We start from the raw sequence: 17,037 nt of genomic DNA on the forward strand, positions 1-17,037 counted from the left end.
GACGCACTGGGACGCCGCCTGCACAAAAACTCCCGCGCCCACTACAAACAGCGGCCTGAGGCAGGCTCTCTCTGGAACAGAAACGAGCACGTGCGCAAACAGCGCGAATTCGGCTGCGGCTTTACCTTGTACGGCTGGGATGGCGACAACCTCGCTTGGGAAAGCAGCCCGGCGCAGAGCGATGGCGAGCCGGGACGCACGGTGCACTATGTTTTCGAGCCGGGCACTTTTGTCCCAGTTGCGCAGGCTGTACGGCATGCGCCGATCAATCTGATTGGGCTACCGGATTACAGCGGTGAATACAGCCTCGATGAAGACCCGGTGTGGAATCACAAGGCAACGGCATTACCGTTTGATGCGTTGGTCTGGTATCAGTGTGATCACCTGGGAACGCCGCAGGAACTGACGGATTCGCAAGGCAACTTGGCCTGGACCGCGCAGTACAAGGCGTGGGGACAGATGACGGAGCAGCGTTCTGAATGGGCGCGGCAGCATTGCGTGATGAATCCGATACGGTTCCAGGGGCAGTATCACGATCATGAGACGGGGCTGCATTACAACCGGTATCGGTACTATGATCCGGGGGTTGGGCGGTTTGTTAGTAAGGACCCGATTAGCTATGCGGGGGGACTCAATCTTTATGCTTATGCCCCTAACCCGACAGGCTGGATCGATCCGCTCGGGTTAACTCCATCGTGCTCTCGACGTACTCAGTTACCAGGAGACCAAACATTTCCTTCAAAGAGAGCGGCACGAAGGGCTGCAATGCGTTCGAAAAACATTCCCACGTCTCAAAGTTATAACTCTAGAACTATCAAGGATCCAGAGGACACACGCAAAGGCATTCACCCTAGTGAGAGATATAAAGTTGAAACCCTCACCACTGGTGGTCAGAAATCTGGTGGTGAAACACCAATAGGCTCTGTAAAAATACACGACGCCGGGCACGAATTTAAGGATAATGACACATATGAACTCCCTCACTACCATGGTGTGAACGGAGAGCATTATTCATACGAGAATCAAAAACCTAAAGGATGCCCACGATGAAAGCTGTAGTTGATACCGGGTCAGTTTTTGCTTCGAAGGCTGCTGGATTTCGCTTTGATAATTCATGCGACTCGATATGGTATCTGGCTACAGGCTATGATTATGGATTGATTTTTGATTATTTGGCTCCCGTTTTCTTTCGGCATAATACATATGCTGTGCTTGCTGCCGAGCTCGATTCGAGTAGCACTATAGCGAAGAAACTAGGCCTGCATAAAAGAGCGTTTGGGAAGCTTGGTTTGGCCGCAGCGAACAAAAGAAGACACTTGGAATTAAACATAGACATTGAGGGGAAGCATAATTTCTGCGACCTCTCTATCCTCTCCAGCAGCGAAGAAATAAAGACCCTTTTGACGGCCATATACAAAGGATGGAATGCATTAATATTTTTATCAGAAAAAGAACTAAATGAAACTGATAAAAAAGAAATCCTCAGTGTAATTTCTGAAATGTATAGAGCCTCAGGCACAGATTTCTCTCAAGCCTCTTCGTTAAAGTTATTTCATAAAATAGCAGCAATACTGTTTTCAAAAAAATGTATTGTCGTCATGCTAGGCGAGGATCTCTCTGATACTCGAGCAATACTAATCTCAGGTCATCCCGAACAGATAATCGAGTTTTCAGAGCTTGCAAATACTTTGATTCAAACCGACTCCGATCCAACTCCAACACCGCTAACTCGAAACTTTACAATTAAAACCCCTTTCGCGAGAAGGCGTATGTTTGAGGTATAAATAATAATCGCAACAAAAAATGAGCTTTTTTATGTTTCTTATATGCCCAAATGACAAGCTTCACTCTTATAAGCAGGCTCAGATAACCCCTCGCAGACAGACCGTGTTGTTGAAGATCAATCAAACGATGTCTATATCAAATAAAATCGACACCCTGCCACTTGGTCATGATCCGCGCGCCGTCCAACTCGAACCGAGTAAAGTTCTTCACTGCTGGATAACGATCCCTTCTGGCATACAGACTTCAATACCTATAGATAATTAGAGAGTGAAATGACCGACCCATTTGTGAAGATTGATGTGTTTTTTCTGAAGATAAAAAGTACATATTCACACGCTGCTTTTTTAATTTTTAGTCGGTAACCATTGGCGATTTCGACCAAATCATCGTAGGAAAAACTCTGATTGGAGCCTTGGAAGATTTGGTTTTTCGACTCGGAGAATACAGATCAATTGATTGCGCGCCAGACAAGCTGGAGCAAACGTTTTCCGCACTTATAAACAGCAATATTAAACACCCCTGTTTACCTCTCGGAGTTGAAGCCTTCGATGGCGACATGGGTGCGTTTTTATTGTCTCGGGTGAAAGCTATATCGCTGTGAAGCCATAAATCAGAAACAACTCCTACTTAACACACTTATTATTCAAGGACTGAATATGAAACATACAACATCAACTCTCATCATCGCAAGCGTCATTGGCTTCCTCAATCCAGCACACGCTGAAGGCGTGGACCCTGCGGTCATTAAAAGCGTATATGACACTGGCCGCAATGGCAGCGGCCTGATTAATTACTGTGTCGATAAGGGCTTCCTCAAATCGGACAGTACTGAAAGCGCCAAGAAGATGAATACTTATCTAGCCGGTCTTCCGGGAGTTGATACACGCGATGGAGAGCAATACGAACGTTATGGACGCAAGGGTAAGATCAAGCAGAAAGATGGGAAGATCGAGCGTGTGGAGACTGCTCCCCAAGGCGTTGAAGCCTGGTGCAAAGGCGCCGATGAAGGCCTTCGTCGTGGGTTGAAATCAGTCGGTCTCTGAGTGAATCCAGCCTCACTCCACCTTAAGATAAACGCTCGCGGACTCGCGAGCGTTTCTGGACTGTGCACCGAGTTCCAAGCCTATTTCGAGTATCATCTGCGCCTTGCCCTCAAGACCTCAATGCAGGAAGCATACCCATGACCAACAAAGCAGTTATCGTATTCAGCGGCGGACAAGACTCAACCACCTGCTTGATCCACGCCCTGACCCACTACGATGAAGTCCACTGCATCACGTTCGACTATGGTCAACGTCATCACGCGGAAATTGAAGTGGCGCAGCAGCTGTCGAAAAAGCTCGGCGTGACCGTGCATAAAACGCTGGATGTGTCCTTGCTCAATGAGTTGGCCATCAGCAGCCTGACCCGCGATAACATTCCGGTTCCGACCGTGAACAGCTCCGGCGAGAGCTTGCCAAGCACCTTTGTTCCGGGGCGGAATATTCTGTTTCTGACCCTGGCCTCTATCTATGCCTATCAAGTCCAGGCCAAAACGGTCATTACCGGTGTTTGTGAAACCGACTTCTCGGGCTATCCCGATTGCCGGGATGAGTTCGTCAAGGCCTTGAATAAAGCCCTTGAATTGGGCATGGATTACAAGCTGCAACTGGACACGCCACTGATGTGGCTGAACAAGGCAGAGACCTGGGCCTTGGCTGATTACCACAATCAACTGGAGCTGGTTCGCGAAGAAACACTGACTTGCTACAACGGCATCAAAGGCGTTGGATGTTCCGATTGCGATGCCTGCAACCTTCGCGCAAAAGGCCTGAATGAGTTCCTGAATAACAAAGCGCAGGTGACCCAACGCTTGAAAGATAAACTTGGCTTAAAGTAAGCCACGACCAGAAGCGCTCACTCGAGCATGCCGAGTGAGCGCCCTCCTCTGCTTACTGCGTCTGTGCACCCGTCAGGTATTTCTTGAACAAAGACCTTGCCCCGTAGGCCGGCAAGATATTGAAGAAGGCAAACCCCACTTTGATTGCGATCTGAACGTAGATCATGCCCAGTATTGCGCTGTTTTCCATCGTCCCGTAAAAGGCGATGTAGCAGAAAAGAAAGCTGTCGATGATCACAGCAAACAAAGTGCTTAAAAACACTCGCAAAAACAGAAATCGGGAGCTCGTGAGCTCTTTAATCTTGCACAACAGATATGAATTTATATTCTCGGAAACCAGAAACGATACAGAAGACGCTACCAGGACCGCGGACAACTGACTGATAACATCATTGTAAGCCCCATCGAGTTTCCAACCCGGCAGCCCCGGAAGATGGGTAGTGATGGCGAGCAGAATGATGATCGCGGCGTTGCTGATGAACGCGAACAGGATCGCCTTTCGCGCGAGCCTCAGGCCGAACGTTTCATTGAGCAAGTCGACGATCAGAAATGTCAGCGGATAGAGGAAGGTGCCTGGCGTTACGACAATATCGAAATACTCCAGATAAATCGGCTTTGTCGCCGCAATGCTGGTAAAAATGTAAAGCGTGAACAGCATCAGGTTCAGGATGATGTAGATCATCCAGGAACTCTCATGACGGTCATTTATTTCGTAAGCCGTGAGAGCGCCGCCCTGCGAGTAAAATTTTTTATAGAGGTTTTTCACTTCGATTTTATTCAGATTATCCATAATCTCACTATTCAACACTTCACTTAACTTTATCTTAATTATTTTACCTGTCGCGATAACCATGATGACGGCCAGGCTTTTCCCATTCTCGAACCCCAGCAACTTGTACTTGCTGTTTTCCACTTCAACACTGCAATCCATTAAATCGTTCCTCGATTACCTCTCCGACCACGCACACACGATCCGTATCGAAGCTGCCTTCATGGCTTATAGATAACTTCATTGTCACTTTGTCATACACCAATTTTTCCCTGTCGCTGGTCGACGCTCCTTTCTGCACGATCAACAGATCGCCGGGTTCATTCATGCCACTTATTTCGTTTTCCAGAAGCACGCCAATCAGGTTGAAGGACGCGCCAAAGTAGTAAGTCAGTGGATAAATCGTGGCCAACTCACCAATTCTCTTATCCAGACTTTGCAGCAGCATACTTTCCTTGATGACAGGCACCGCCGCCGGGTTCATATTGCCCTGCGGAGAAATACTGCTTTCGATTATTTCCTTTTCTTCAAAATCAATCGTCTCTATTTCTTCATAAGACACGCCGAAGAAATCAGAAATCTTGCGAACAGTGGACTGTTGTACATTGACCACCTTGCCTTCAAGAATGTTATAGATGGTCGTTCGGGTCAAACCACTGGAGTGGCACAGGGATAACTGAGTCTCCCCGCGACTCTTTATCAGGTATTTGATGTTGTTCTTCAGATTCTCCGATCTTTCTCTTCTGTGCATCACATGCTTACCATCCGTTGTTAACTGCAATCAATGTCACGCCCCGAATGATCATTCCGGGCATACACAAGTGAGGTAGGAAATTGCAGTTTTATCCCTGTCAGTGCCGCGCAGGATCATAGCACTCTCCCTCCTTGGGTTCGGTATAAAAAGTCAGCTTTCACAGACCACTTCCTGCCAACTTGCAGGATCATTTCAGCCTCTGTACTGACTCGTTAGTTCCTGTTGCCTTTCACCCGGCGCCTGAAGATCAGCACCGGGCCATGACTGTTTTACACCCGCAACGACGACGAAAAGAATCATTTTCTTTGAAGAATGTTCATTTTTTTGATTAATTCTGTGGCGTTCCTCTCTGAAAAATCTATGATGCGTCAAACCGGCGCCTCATCACTCGAGAGTGAAAGAACGAAAGACCGGGGGGGCCTGTACAGGGTTTAGTTTTGCGCGCACAGCGGCCAGAACACGGATTCGCCTGTACAGATCTGGCAGCACGGACGTGCGCATATCACGCAAAACCAGGGAAGGAATCAAGCAATGGCAGTTATTACTGAACCGCTCCAGAACCAGGCTGACTTGTTGCGTCGTGGCCTGGCGGATCTGCGTACCGAAGATGCCGAACTGGCGGCCATTCTCGATGCTGAAGTCAGGCGCCAACAGCACACGCTTTCGTTGATCTCATCCTCTTGCGTCGTCCATCCACGTACCTTGGTGGCATCCGCTTCAGTGCTGGTCAACGTGACGGCTGAAGGCATGCCCGGCAAGCGCCACAACGCTGGGTGCGAGAATGTCGACTTGGTCGAATCGCTGGCCATCCGCAGGGCTCGGGAACTGTTCGCAGCGCAATACGCCAACGTGCAACCCCACTCGGCGTCGAACGCGGTTTATCAGGTGCTCACAGCCTTGCTTGAGCCTGGCGATACCTTGCTGGGCATGGCGGTGGAACACGGTGGTCATCTGACTCATGGCAGCCTCACCGCGTTTTCCGGCGCCTACTACAAGGCGATCCAGTACGGCACGACATCAGACGGCCTCATCGATTACGACAAGGTACGCCTGCTCGCACTCGCCCATCGCCCACGCATCATTCTCTGCGGCGCCACCGCTTATTCGCGGGCGGTGGACTTCAAGCGGTTTCGCGCAATTGCCGATGAAGCCGGCGCCATCTTGCTCGCCGACATTTCGCATATCGCCGGGCTTGTCGCCACCGGGCGACACCCAAGTCCGATCGACGCCGCACACGTCACCGTCACGTGCACGCACAAACAACTCGCCGGGCCTCGCGGCGGCCTGATCCTCAGTGGTGGCGATGCCAACACCAAGATTCCCGGTTTGAGAACCACCTTCAGTCGCCTGCTTGATCAAGCGGTTTATCCGCGAATGCAGGGCGCGCCCGCTGCCAACATGATCGCGGCAAAGGCTGCCGCGCTGGGTTACGCACTGTCCGCAGAATTCGATGCCTGCATGGCGCAGGTCCGCAGTACCGCGGATGAAATGACCAAAGCGTTTCAGGCCCGGGATTATGAAGTGGTCGGCGGCTGCAGTGAAAACCACACGGTTCTGGTTTGCTTGCGTGGCGGTATGACAGGCGCCATAGCACAGGCGGCGCTGGGGCATTGCGGGATCATCGTCAGCAAACATCGCGTACCCGGCGATCCCCGCTCTTCCCTTGTTACCAGCGGGCTGCGAATCGGCACAGGTGCTCTGGCGCAACGCCGGGTCGATGTCCACGGCAGCCGCCAGATCGTCGATTTGATAGACCGGATTCTCAGTACTGTGGCGCCGCTCGGCGAGCAGGATTACACACTGGAACCCATACTCCTCGCGCAGTTTCGTTCAGAGGTCGAAACCTTGTGCAGGGACTACCCTCTCGCGGACTGTCTATAGCCTCCGACTTACAGCATTTGTACCCATAAAAAACCCGGCACTCAGGCCGGGTTTTGTGTTTCTGCGTCAGCGCCTACTTGGCAGCACCTGCCGCGTGCACGGCCTGCTGCGCACCGCGCTTGTTCTTGATCACGTAGCAGACCCACATGAACACGACCCACACCGGAATCGCGTACACCGAGATCTGGATGCCCGGGATCAACAGCATCACGCAGAGGATGAACGCCACGAACGCCAGGCAGATGTAGTTGCCGTACGGGTACCACAGCGCCTTGAACAGCGGCGTCTGTTTCGTCTTGTTCATGTGCTGGCGGAACTTGAAGTGCGAGAAACTGATCATCGCCCAGTTGATCACCAGTGTCGCAACCACCAGCGACATCAGCAGTTCCAGCGCCTGTTGCGGCATCAGGTAGTTGAGCAGCACGGCCACCAGCGTGACCGCTGCGGACGCGAGGATCGAACGCACCGGCACGCCGCGCTTGTCGATCTTCGACAGCGCCTTCGGCGCATCGCCCTGCTCGGCCATGCCCAGCAGCATGCGGCTGTTGCAGTAGGTGCCGCTGTTGTACACCGACAGTGCCGCGGTCAGAACCACGAAGTTGAGGATATGCGCGGCGGTGTTGCTGCCGAGCATCGAGAACACCTGCACGAACGGGCTGCCGCTGTAAGAGTCACCGGATGCATTGAGAGTGGCCAGCAGGCTGTCCCATGGGGTCAGCGACAGCAGGATCACCAGTGCGCCGATGTAGAAAATCAGAATCCGGTAGATCACCTGATTGATCGCTTTCGGGATCACGGTCTTCGGCTTGTCGGCTTCGGCTGCGGTAAAACCGAGCATTTCCAGACCGCCGAAGGAGAACATGATGATCGCCATCGCCATCACCAGGCCACTGACGCCGTTGGGGAAGAACCCGCCGTGCGACCACAGGTTGCTCACCGAAGCTTGCGGGCCGCCATGGCCGCTGACCAGCAGGTAGCTGCCCAGCGCAATCATGCCGACGATGGCCACGACCTTGATGATCGCGAACCAGAACTCGGCTTCACCGAAGACTTTGACGTTGGCCAGGTTGATCGCGTTGATCAGGACGAAGAAGGCCGCTGCAGACACCCAGGTCGGAATGTCCGGCGCCCAGTAGTGAATGTACTTGCCGACTGCGGTCAGCTCCGACATGCCCACCAGAATGTACAGAATCCAGCAGTTCCAGCCCGACAGGAAGCCGGCGAAACCGCCCCAGTACTTGTGCGCAAAATGGCTGAAGGAACCGGCCACCGGCTCTTCGACGATCATCTCGCCGAGCTGGCGCATGATCATGAAGGCGATGAAGCCGCAGATGGCATAGCCGAGGATCATCGACGGGCCAGCGGATTTCAGGACCCCGGCAGACCCCAGGAACAATCCGGTACCGATCGCGCCACCGAGGGCGATCAGTTGAATATGGCGATTTTTCAGGCCGCGTTTCAGCTCGCCTGATTGCGAGTTTTGTCCACTCATGAAAAAGGTCTCACGCAAGGTTTGATGATGTTCAGTAGACGTTGCTGCAAGGTTGCGATTTCAAGCAGCCCCGATCAAACCCCAGCGCAGGCACCAGGAGTTCAGCGTTCTTACAACGGTCATGCGTCACCTGTTTGTTTTTATCTGTGACGAAATCGAACCCGACACGCTTGTGACGCGGCGGAGTGAACAAGGCGGATAGCCTTGAGGTTTGCGCGATTACGCAGGGAGTCACAGTAAAACGCGGCGCATTGTACACCGCTAACCCCCTGCTGCCAGACCCCGCTGGATCAGCGTGGCGCTTGCCGGGATTGCGTGGGTCCGCCTCGAGATAATCGGGCGACTGCAAAAAATGAGTCAGGCCTTTGCAGACCATCGACGGGGACGAGCGAAAAATCGCCCCACGGAGAGAAGTGAAGATCCATCACGGCGTTCATTGCGCCTCCTTCTTGTTATGCACCTGCACGACAGGCATGAGGCGCATCTCACCCTTCAAACGTTGCTGAAACAAGCGCGCCAGAGCCTCGCGCAGCGCCCGGCTGATCGGGCTCCGGCAGTTTTTCCTTACAGCGTCGAAAGCGTTGCTGATCCACTGGGTTTTAACGCGCATTTCGTAAATATTTCTTTACGAGCCGTAACGTAAATTTTCCATTTCAGAAAAATCCGTAGGACGTCTGCAAATTGACGGTAGCAAGCTTGCTAATGAAAGTGGCTGCTTAGTTTTTTGTTTTCAAATAAGAAAACGCTCGATAAAAAACAGAATAAAAAGTCTATTTAAATTTTAAATAAATAATTTTTTGCATTACAAAACACCCTGAACTAGGTTCTTCACGTCTTGCCGGCCACCTCGACCGGCCAGTCACAACCGTGAAAGTCATCTAGGAGATCGACCATGCAAGCACTGGAAAAAGACTTGGATACCGAACTGCAACTGGACGAATGGTTTGAAGCACCGACCCATGAGGCCGCCGTGGAAATGATGCAAGCCGACGCGGTGGTTCCGTTCGGCACGGCGATGTGGCCTCTGTAAGACATCCCGGGCAGGCACGCTCCGGCCGGTCGTGCCTGCCACTTTCTTCTCGGTCAGTCAGGGAGGACTCATGGATAAGCCCCGCGCGATCTCGCATTTCCTTTACTACCTCGAACATCACCCTGCCCTTGCCGGCCTTGAGTCCGCCAGGGTATTGCTCGGCCACACTGCCGATTATGAAGCGCTGACCGGCGCCATCACCGAACAGGCCGGCGATCATCCGCGTTTCAACTTCAGCGCCCGTCGGCTGGACCTGGAAAGCACCGCAGCGCTGGCGTCGGCGATTATTGACAGCGATCTGTACATTTTCTTCTACGACTCTTCCACGCTGCCCAACCCGCGTCCCGACGGACCGGAGTTTGTCCGTGCGCTGCAAGGCGTGATGGCGGAAAACTGGAAGAAGTCGCTGCTGTTCAAGGATTACGGCGACTATTTCTACGACACCTTCAGCGTCACCCCGCAACGCATCGCGGGGCTCAACAGCCACTTGATCCAGCGTATGTCCCAGGCCACGACATTGAGCTTCAAGGACGACCACGGCTCATGGTTCGAAACGCCGCTGAGCAGCATCAAGAAGTGGACCGACATCAACGGCGTCGGCAACTTCGACCTGGCCCCCGGCGAAATTGCCACCCACAGTGAAGCCATCAACGGTCATGTGAAATTCAAGGGCACGTTCCTCAGCACCATCCCGTTTGCGCGCAAGTACGGCGTGCTCGAATCGCCGCTGGAACTGTGGATCGAGAACTCGACCATCAGCCGCATCGCCACCGAGGTGCCGGGGCTGGAGCACGATTTCAACAAGTATCTGGACGCCAATCCGTCGAATCGGCGGATTGAGGAGTTGGGGATTGGCACCAACGAAGGCGTGAAGGATTTGTATGCGCGCAATGCCGGGTTCGAGGAGCGGCATTGTGGGTTGCATCTGGGCCTCGGCGGCGGGGCCAAGGGCAGTCATCATCTGGACCTGATTTTTTCCGGCGGGGTGTTGGCGCTGGATGACAAGCCGGTGTTCGATGGGCGGTTTGTGTTTTAGGCGACTGACGCCTTCGCGAGCAGGCTCGCTCCCACAGGGATTCATGTTCGACGCAATTCCAATGTGGGAGCGGGCTTGCTCGCGAAGGGGCCGGACCAGGCAGCCCCCATCTTCTTGCAGACGAAAAAAAACGCCAACCCTGCGGTTGGCGTTTTTCATTCAGGCACTCGAGCCGATCACTCAGGCTTCTTGCGCCCAAAACCCGGACGCTGGCCGGAACCGGCCGGTGCGCCGCGGCGCTTGCCCGATGGCTTGTCACCGTCGACCAGTTTGATCCCCGGACGCTTCGGCGCAGGCTTGGCCGGACGCTTGTTGGTGGTGTCCGCTGGACGATCCGCCACTGGCGTACCGCGACCGGCAGGGGCACCACGCTCGCCACGCTCAGTGCGACCGTTGGCTGGGCGCGGAGCGCGCTCGCCATCACGAGCAACCGGCTTGCGGCCCGGACGCTCGCCTTCGATCTGTGGCTCACGACTCGGGCGTGGGCCGGTCGGCGCGCCAGCCGCTGGACGCAGAGTGCGTACGCGCTCGGTCTTGGCCATCGGCCGCGACGATTTGCGCTGCATACGCTCAAGTTTGTCTTTGCTCTTGGCGTTCAGTTGCGGCATGGCCACAGGCGTCAGACCCACTTCGGAACTCAGCGTGTCGACTTCGTACTGGCTCATTTCGCGCCAGCGGCCCATCGGCAGGTCGGAGTTGAGGAACACCGGACCGAAACGCACGCGCTTCAGACGGCTGACCACCAGACCTTGCGATTCCCACAGACGACGAACCTCACGGTTACGACCTTCCATCACCACGCAGTGATACCAGTGGTTGAAGCCTTCGCCGCCCGGCGCCTGTTGAATGTCGGTGAAACGCGCAGGGCCGTCTTCCAGCACTACGCCAGCCTTCAGGCGTTCGATCATCTCGTCGTCGACTTCACCGCGTACACGCACGGCGTACTCACGGTCCATCTCGTAGGACGGGTGCATCAGGCGGTTGGCCAATTCACCGTCGGTGGTGAACATCAGCAGACCGGTGGTGTTGATGTCGAGACGACCGATGTTGATCCAGCGGCCTTCTTTCGGACGCGGCAGCTTGTCGAACACGGTCGGACGGCCTTCCGGGTCGTCACGGGTGCAGATCTCGCCATCGGGCTTGTTGTACATGATCACGCGGCGGACCGACTCGGCAGCCTCTTCGCGCTTGATCACCTTGCCATCGATGGTGATGGCGTCGTGCATGTCGACGCGCAGACCAAGGGTGGCGTCTTTGCCATTGACCTTGATCCGGCCCTGGCTGATCCAGGACTCCACGTCACGGCGCGAGCCGACGCCGATACGGGCGAGGACTTTCTGCAGCTTTTCGCCTGCTGGGCCGATTTCCTGGTCGTCTTTCTGATTGATGTCACTCATCTGGGCACCTCCCGGTGTGGTCTGTTCAGGCGGCGCCTGAAGCTTTGAAAACTGTTTTTCGGGCGAAGGGATCGCCGAAGGGTCGCGAATCATACGCGGATGTGCGCCATCGCGCATCAGAGACTAGCTGATCAATCGGCAGTTATTTCTTTTTCCGCCGACCGGCGCCACCCAGTTTGATCAGGCGCAGTGCGGCTTCGGCCAGTACGGTGCGCTTGTCGTCCTTGTCGAGTTTCTTCCAGGCGCGGATCTCGCGCTTGCTGCGGCCACAGCCGAGGCAGATGTCGTCGGTGAATTTGCAGAGGCTGATGCAGGGGTCTTTGGTGGAACTCATCGCCATCTCCCGGCGTGTACATAGATCCAAATGTGCGGGCTTGCTCGCGAAAGCGGTGTATCAGACACGAATGTATTGCCTGACACACCGCTTTCGCGAGCAAGCCCGCTCCCACAAGGGACTTTCAGTGTTCGTTGGATCGGGGTCAGCCCTCGAACTCGCGGCGTTCGGCTTCGATGGCTTCGGCCAGCGCTCGGGCTTCGGCCTCTTCTTCACTCAGTTCTGGTTCCGGCGCCGGCTGTTCGAGGGCGGCGACAGCAGCCAGGAGTTTTTCCCGAGCTTCGGCAACGCCAAGCACGTCTTCTTCCGGTTCGACTTCAGGCTCAATTTCAACTTCAATTGCCGGCTCGGCCATCTCGGCATCAGGCTCAGTCGATTGCGCTTCACCGTCCGCCGCATCACGCAACAAATCATCAAAGTCGGTCTTGATCCCCTCCTCCATGCTGTCCAGCTCAAGCAGCAAGGTGTGGAAACTGGTTTCTTCTTTCGGTTCTTCCGGCTCGGCACTGGCGTCGGCCAGCTCTTGCAGGCCCGCAGGCACCGGCGCGTCGTCGAAATCGAGCACCGGTTCGGCTTCCATCTCGCGCAGTTCGGCCAGCGGTGGCAGGTCTTCGAGGTTCTTCAGGTTGAAGTGATCGAGAAACGCCTTGGTGGTGGCGAACATCGCCGGTTTACCCGGGACGTCGCGGTAACCGACGATGCGGATCCACTCACGCTCGATCAATGTCTTGACGATGTTGGTGTTGACCGCCACACCCCGCACGTCTTCGATCTCGCCCCGGGTGATCGGCTGGCGATAGGCAATCAGCGCCATGGTTTCCAGCAGCGCACGGGAATAGCGCTGTGGGCGCTCTTCCCACAAACGACCGACCCACGGCGAATACTTCTCGCGGATCTGCAAGCGATAGCCGGAAGCAACTTCCTTGAGCTCGAACGCCCGCCCCTCGCAGGACTTGGCCAGCAAGCTCAGGGCTTTCTTGAAGACCGCAGGTTCGGGCCGTTCACCCTCTTCGAACAATTCGAACAGGCGTTCAAGCGATTGCGGTTTTCCCGAGGCCAACAGAAAGGCTTCAAGCAGGGGCGCCAGCTCGCGGGGTTCAGTCAGGTTCATGTTTCGACTCGTTATTCGGCTCGGGCTCGCACGTGGATCGCGGCGAACGGCTCATTCTGCACCAGCTCGACCAAGGATTCCTTGACCAGTTCAAGGATCGCCATAAAGGTCACCACCACGCCGAGGCGACCTTCCTCGGCGGTGAACAGCTCGACAAACGGCACAAAGCCGCCGCCCTTGAGCCGTTCCAGCACATCGCTCATGCGCTCGCGGGTCGACAGCGCCTCACGGCTGACCTGATGGCTCTCGAACATGTCGCCACGGCGCAGCACCTCGGCCATGGACATCAGAATCTCTTCCAGCGCGACATCCGGCAACAGCTTGCGCGCGCGGGCCTCAGGGGCGTCGAGCCTGGGCACCACCACGTCGCGGCCAACCCGGCTCAAGCCGTCGATGCCTTCGGCGGCAGCCTTGAAGCGTTCGTATTCCTGCAGGCGCCGGATCAGCTCGGCGCGCGGGTCGTCTTCCTCTTCTTCGACGGTTTCGGCTCGCGGCAGAAGCATGCGCGACTTGATCTCGGCCAGCATCGCGGCCATCACCAGGTACTCGGCGGCCAGCTCCAGGCGCACCGACTGCATCAGTTCGACATACCCCATGTACTGGCGAGTGATTTCCGCCACCGGAATGTCGAGGATGTTGATGTTCTGTTTGCGGATCAGGTACAGCAGCAGGTCGAGCGGGCCTTCGAAGGCATCAAGGAACACTTCCAGCGCATCCGGCGGGATGTACAGGTCCAGCGGCATTTCCATGACGGCCTGGCCATAGACCATGGCAAACGGCAGTTCCTGCTGGGCGCCGGCCTGGGGATCGACAACGGTTTCCACTGCGGACATTCAGGCCTCGACCATGAACGGCGCGGGGTCGCCGCAACCGACGCGGATCACTTCCGGGTCGTCGCCGGTCAGGTCGATCACGGTTGACGCTTTGATCCCGCCGAAACCGCCGTCGATGATCAAGTCCACCTGATGTTCAAGCAATTGGCGCATTTCGTACGGATCGCTCAACGGGTCTTCATCGCCGGGCATGATCAGGGTCACGCTCATCAGCGGCTCACCGAGCTCGGCCAGCAAGGCCAGCGCGATGGGATGACTCGGCACCCGCAGGCCGATGGTGCGCTTTTTCGGATGCAGCAGCAGGCGCGGCACTTCGCGAGTGGCGTTGAGAATAAAGGTGTAAGGCCCCGGCAGATGGGCCTTGAGAATGCGGAAGGTGCCGGTGTCGATCTTGGCATAGTTGCCCAGTTGCGACAGGTCGCTGCAGATCAGCGCAAAGTTGTGTTTTTCATCGAGCTGACGCAGGCGTCGTACACGCTCGATGGCCGTCTTGTCACCGATCTGGCAACCGATCGCGTAGGAAGAGTCCGTGGGATAAATCACCACCCCGCCTTTGCGGATGATCTCGACCGCCTGTTTGATCAGGCGCGCTTGCGGGTTTTCCGGATGGATCTGGAAAAATTGACTCACATTTTCTACCTGTTCAGACGGCGGCAATAACTGTGTCATGTTTGAACCGACCCCACAGGGGTGGAAGGTCCTCGGGAATCGGCCGGTACTGGCCGATCTCCGACCAGCCGCCCGGGCCATGAAAATCACTGCCGGCGCTGACCAGCAGACCGAACTCACGGGCAAGGATTGCCAGGCTGCCTACCTGTTCTGCGGGCTGAAAGCCATTGACCACTTCGATCGCATGCCCGCCCGCTTGAATATAGTCGGCAATCAGCTTTCGGCGCTTGCTGCGGGTGAAATCATAGTGCCAGGGATGCGCCAGGCTGACCCACGCCCCGGCGGCGCGCAGGGTGCCGACGGTGTCTTCGAGGGTTGGCCAGTGCAGTTTGACGTCACCCAGCTTGCCGGCGCCGAGCCATTTGCGGAACGCCTCGGCGCGATCCTTTACAAACCCTTCACGCACCATCCAGTCGGCGAAATGCGGACGGGCCGGGGCGTTGCCGCTGTCGCCCAGCTCCTGCTGGACTTGCCGGGCACCGTCGAGGGCACCGGGCATGCCCTTGAGGGCGAGCTTGCGGCTTATTTCTTCGGACCGCAGCCAGCGGCCATCGTGCAATTTGGCGATGGCCTCGACCAGCGGCGCGGCATTGACGTCAAACCCGTAACCCAGCACGTGAATGGTCGCCCCGCCCCAAGTGCAGGACAATTCGACGCCATTGACCAGTTGCATACCCAATTCGTTGGCGGCGGTGCGCGCTTCGGCGAGGCCTTCGAGGGTGTCGTGGTCGGTCAACGCCAGGACTCGCACGCCGTTCTCGAACGCACGCGCAACCAGAACCGCAGGCGCCAGGGCGCCATCGGAGGCCGTGCTATGGCAGTGCAAATCAACATTCACAGAGAGTTGTAACCTCAAATCAGCTGGCGCTATCGCGCGTCCATATGTTTGTTATTATGCCGCCACATCCAGCTTCTGGCTCTCACTGTGAAACAATTCATCGATTTCATTCCGCTTCTGCTGTTTTTCATCGTTTACAAACTTGATCCACGGGTCGTCGACATCGCTGGCCATGAAGTGACTGTAGGCGGTATTTACAGCGCCACCGCGATGCTCATCATCAGTTCCCTGGTGGTCTACGGCGCACTGTTCATCAAACAGCGCAAGCTGGAAAAGAGCCAATGGCTGACCCTGATCGCCTGCCTGGTGTTCGGCAGCCTGACGCTGGCCTTCCACAGCGAGACCTTCCTGAAATGGAAAGCCCCGGTGGTCAACTGGCTGTTCGCCCTGGCCTTCATCGGCAGCCACTTTATCGGTGACCGCCTGCTGATCAAACGCATCATGGGCCACGCGCTGACGCTGCCGGACCCGGTCTGGACCCGTCTGAACATTGCCTGGATCGCCTTTTTCCTGTTCTGCGGAGCCGCCAACCTGTTCGTGGCGTTCACCTTCCAGAGCATCTGGGTCGACTTCAAGGTGTTCGGCAGCCTGGGCATGACCGTGCTGTTCCTGGTCGGTCAGGGCATCTACCTGTCCCGTCATCTGCACGACGCCGAAACCACAACGCCAAAAACCGAGGACTGACATGCTCTACGCAATCATTGCCACCGACGTCGCCAACTCGCTCGAAGCCCGCCTCGCCGCGCGCCCGGCCCATCTGGAACGCCTGCAAGTGCTCAAGGGCGAAGGCCGCATCGTGCTGGCCGGCCCGCACCCGGCGGTCGACAGCAATGATCCGGGCGCTGCGGGTTTCACCGGCAGCCTGATCGTCGCCGAATTCGACTCCCTGAGCGCCGCCCAGGCCTGGGCCGATGCCGATCCGTACATCGCCGCCGGCGTGTACGCCAGCGTGATCGTCAAGCCGTTCAAGCAAGTCCTGCCATAAGGCTATCTCTCCCCTGTGGCGAGGGGGCTTGCCCCCTTTTGGTTGCGCAGCAACCCCAAAGCCATCCAGCGCGGTGTACCTGACGCACCGCGCACTGTTATCGACGACTGCCGCGCAGCCGAACGGGGGCAAGCTCCCTCACCACAAAAGCTCCTATGTCCGATACAAGTCTTTCTCCGCACTGAACCTTCCTGATTCTCGCCGCTCTCAATCGCTCATTATTCTCGTTTGCCTGCCGACAACC

Annotated in this window: 19 protein-coding genes; 9 read left to right on the top strand and 10 right to left on the bottom strand. The window is 56.0% G+C overall.

Annotation, left to right across the window (positions count from 1 at the left end; all coding sequences use genetic code 11):
- The 4 genes from U862_RS29565 to queC all read left to right on the top strand — a co-directional run.
- The coding region (locus U862_RS29565; RefSeq protein ID WP_256214670.1) for an RHS repeat-associated core domain-containing protein at window positions 1-1,050 on the top strand (1,050 nt) is incomplete at its 5' end.
- Window positions 1,047-1,784, top strand: coding sequence for a hypothetical protein (locus U862_RS0111575; RefSeq protein WP_025110549.1), 738 nt, complete (start codon window positions 1,047-1,049; stop codon window positions 1,782-1,784). The genes U862_RS29565 and U862_RS0111575, both read left to right, overlap by 4 nt.
- A 657-nt stretch (window positions 1,785-2,441) precedes the next feature.
- Window positions 2,442-2,828 carry a hypothetical protein gene (locus U862_RS0111580; protein WP_025110550.1) on the top strand — a complete coding sequence of 129 codons (387 nt, stop codon included), beginning with the start codon at window positions 2,442-2,444 and terminating at the stop codon, window positions 2,826-2,828.
- Window positions 2,829-2,965: 137 nt separating this feature from the next.
- Complete coding sequence (queC, locus tag U862_RS0111585) at window positions 2,966-3,664, top strand: 7-cyano-7-deazaguanine synthase QueC (RefSeq protein ID WP_025110551.1); 699 nt, start codon at window positions 2,966-2,968, stop codon at window positions 3,662-3,664.
- Window positions 3,665-3,716: 52 nt separating this feature from the next.
- Here the strand turns inward: queC and U862_RS0111590 are convergent, their stop codons facing one another.
- Together U862_RS0111590 and U862_RS0111595 are read right to left on the bottom strand one after the other, a co-directional pair.
- Window positions 3,717-4,595, bottom strand: a complete 879-nt coding sequence (locus U862_RS0111590) for a queuosine precursor transporter (protein ID WP_025110552.1) — start codon at window positions 4,593-4,595, stop codon at window positions 3,717-3,719.
- Window positions 4,579-5,184 (bottom strand): helix-turn-helix transcriptional regulator, encoded by a 606-nt coding sequence (locus U862_RS0111595; protein ID WP_025110553.1) that lies wholly within the window; start codon window positions 5,182-5,184, stop codon window positions 4,579-4,581. The genes U862_RS0111590 and U862_RS0111595 overlap by 17 nt, the downstream gene beginning before the upstream one ends.
- A 534-nt stretch (window positions 5,185-5,718) precedes the next feature.
- Between U862_RS0111595 and glyA the strand changes: the two genes are divergently transcribed.
- Entirely contained in the window at window positions 5,719-7,068 is a 1,350-nt protein-coding gene (gene glyA / locus U862_RS0111600) for a serine hydroxymethyltransferase (RefSeq protein ID WP_025110554.1), read from the top strand.
- Window positions 7,069-7,141: 73 nt separating this feature from the next.
- Here glyA and U862_RS0111605 read toward each other — a convergent pair whose 3' ends face one another.
- Both U862_RS0111605 and U862_RS30780 read right to left on the bottom strand, forming a co-directional pair.
- Window positions 7,142-8,560: an amino acid permease gene (locus tag U862_RS0111605; protein WP_025110555.1), complete on the bottom strand. Its 1,419-nt coding sequence runs from the start codon at window positions 8,558-8,560 to the stop codon at window positions 7,142-7,144.
- A gap of 433 nt (window positions 8,561-8,993) precedes the next feature.
- Complete coding sequence (locus U862_RS30780; protein WP_157836071.1) at window positions 8,994-9,170, bottom strand: hypothetical protein; 177 nt, start codon at window positions 9,168-9,170, stop codon at window positions 8,994-8,996.
- 282 nt (window positions 9,171-9,452) lie between these two features.
- Between U862_RS30780 and U862_RS30870 the strand changes: the two genes are divergently transcribed.
- Entirely contained in the window at window positions 9,453-9,590 is a 138-nt protein-coding gene (locus tag U862_RS30870; RefSeq protein ID WP_003222780.1) for a hypothetical protein, read from the top strand.
- 70 nt (window positions 9,591-9,660) lie between these two features.
- Window positions 9,661-10,626: a hypothetical protein gene (locus U862_RS0111620; RefSeq protein WP_025110556.1), complete on the top strand. Its 966-nt coding sequence runs from the start codon at window positions 9,661-9,663 to the stop codon at window positions 10,624-10,626.
- Between the two features lie 176 nt (window positions 10,627-10,802).
- Here the strand turns inward: U862_RS0111620 and rluB are convergent, their stop codons facing one another.
- The 6 genes from rluB to U862_RS0111650 all read right to left on the bottom strand — a co-directional run bounded on the left by rluB (window position 10,803) and on the right by U862_RS0111650 (window position 15,808).
- Window positions 10,803-12,023, bottom strand: coding sequence for a 23S rRNA pseudouridine(2605) synthase RluB (gene rluB / locus U862_RS0111625; protein ID WP_025110557.1), 1,221 nt, complete (start codon window positions 12,021-12,023; stop codon window positions 10,803-10,805).
- A gap of 142 nt (window positions 12,024-12,165) precedes the next feature.
- Complete coding sequence (locus U862_RS0111630; RefSeq protein WP_003222773.1) at window positions 12,166-12,357, bottom strand: DUF1289 domain-containing protein; 192 nt, start codon at window positions 12,355-12,357, stop codon at window positions 12,166-12,168.
- A gap of 145 nt (window positions 12,358-12,502) precedes the next feature.
- Entirely contained in the window at window positions 12,503-13,468 is a 966-nt protein-coding gene (gene scpB / locus U862_RS0111635) for an SMC-Scp complex subunit ScpB (protein ID WP_025110558.1), read from the bottom strand.
- A gap of 11 nt (window positions 13,469-13,479) precedes the next feature.
- A complete protein-coding gene (locus U862_RS0111640; RefSeq protein ID WP_177327337.1) occupies window positions 13,480-14,178 on the bottom strand; it encodes a ScpA family protein in 699 nt (232 codons plus the stop codon).
- A gap of 123 nt (window positions 14,179-14,301) precedes the next feature.
- Window positions 14,302-14,931 carry an L-threonylcarbamoyladenylate synthase gene (locus tag U862_RS0111645; RefSeq protein WP_007966016.1) on the bottom strand — a complete coding sequence of 210 codons (630 nt, stop codon included), beginning with the start codon at window positions 14,929-14,931 and terminating at the stop codon, window positions 14,302-14,304.
- 13 nt (window positions 14,932-14,944) lie between these two features.
- The gene (locus tag U862_RS0111650; RefSeq protein WP_025110560.1) at window positions 14,945-15,808 is read right to left on the bottom strand and encodes a PHP domain-containing protein; all 864 of its coding nucleotides are present in this window, start codon (window positions 15,806-15,808) and stop codon (window positions 14,945-14,947) included.
- A gap of 87 nt (window positions 15,809-15,895) precedes the next feature.
- Here U862_RS0111650 and U862_RS0111655 point away from each other — a divergent pair, with 87 nt between their 5' ends.
- Window positions 15,896-16,492, top strand: coding sequence for a septation protein A (locus tag U862_RS0111655; protein ID WP_025110561.1), 597 nt, complete (start codon window positions 15,896-15,898; stop codon window positions 16,490-16,492).
- Between the two features lies 1 nt (window position 16,493).
- Window positions 16,494-16,793 carry a YciI family protein gene (locus U862_RS0111660; protein WP_025110562.1) on the top strand — a complete coding sequence of 100 codons (300 nt, stop codon included), beginning with the start codon at window positions 16,494-16,496 and terminating at the stop codon, window positions 16,791-16,793.
- Window positions 16,794-17,037: the final 244 nt, after the last annotated feature.

This window comes from Pseudomonas sp. H1h (genome assembly GCF_000633255.1).
GTDB lineage: Bacteria > Pseudomonadota > Gammaproteobacteria > Pseudomonadales > Pseudomonadaceae > Aquipseudomonas.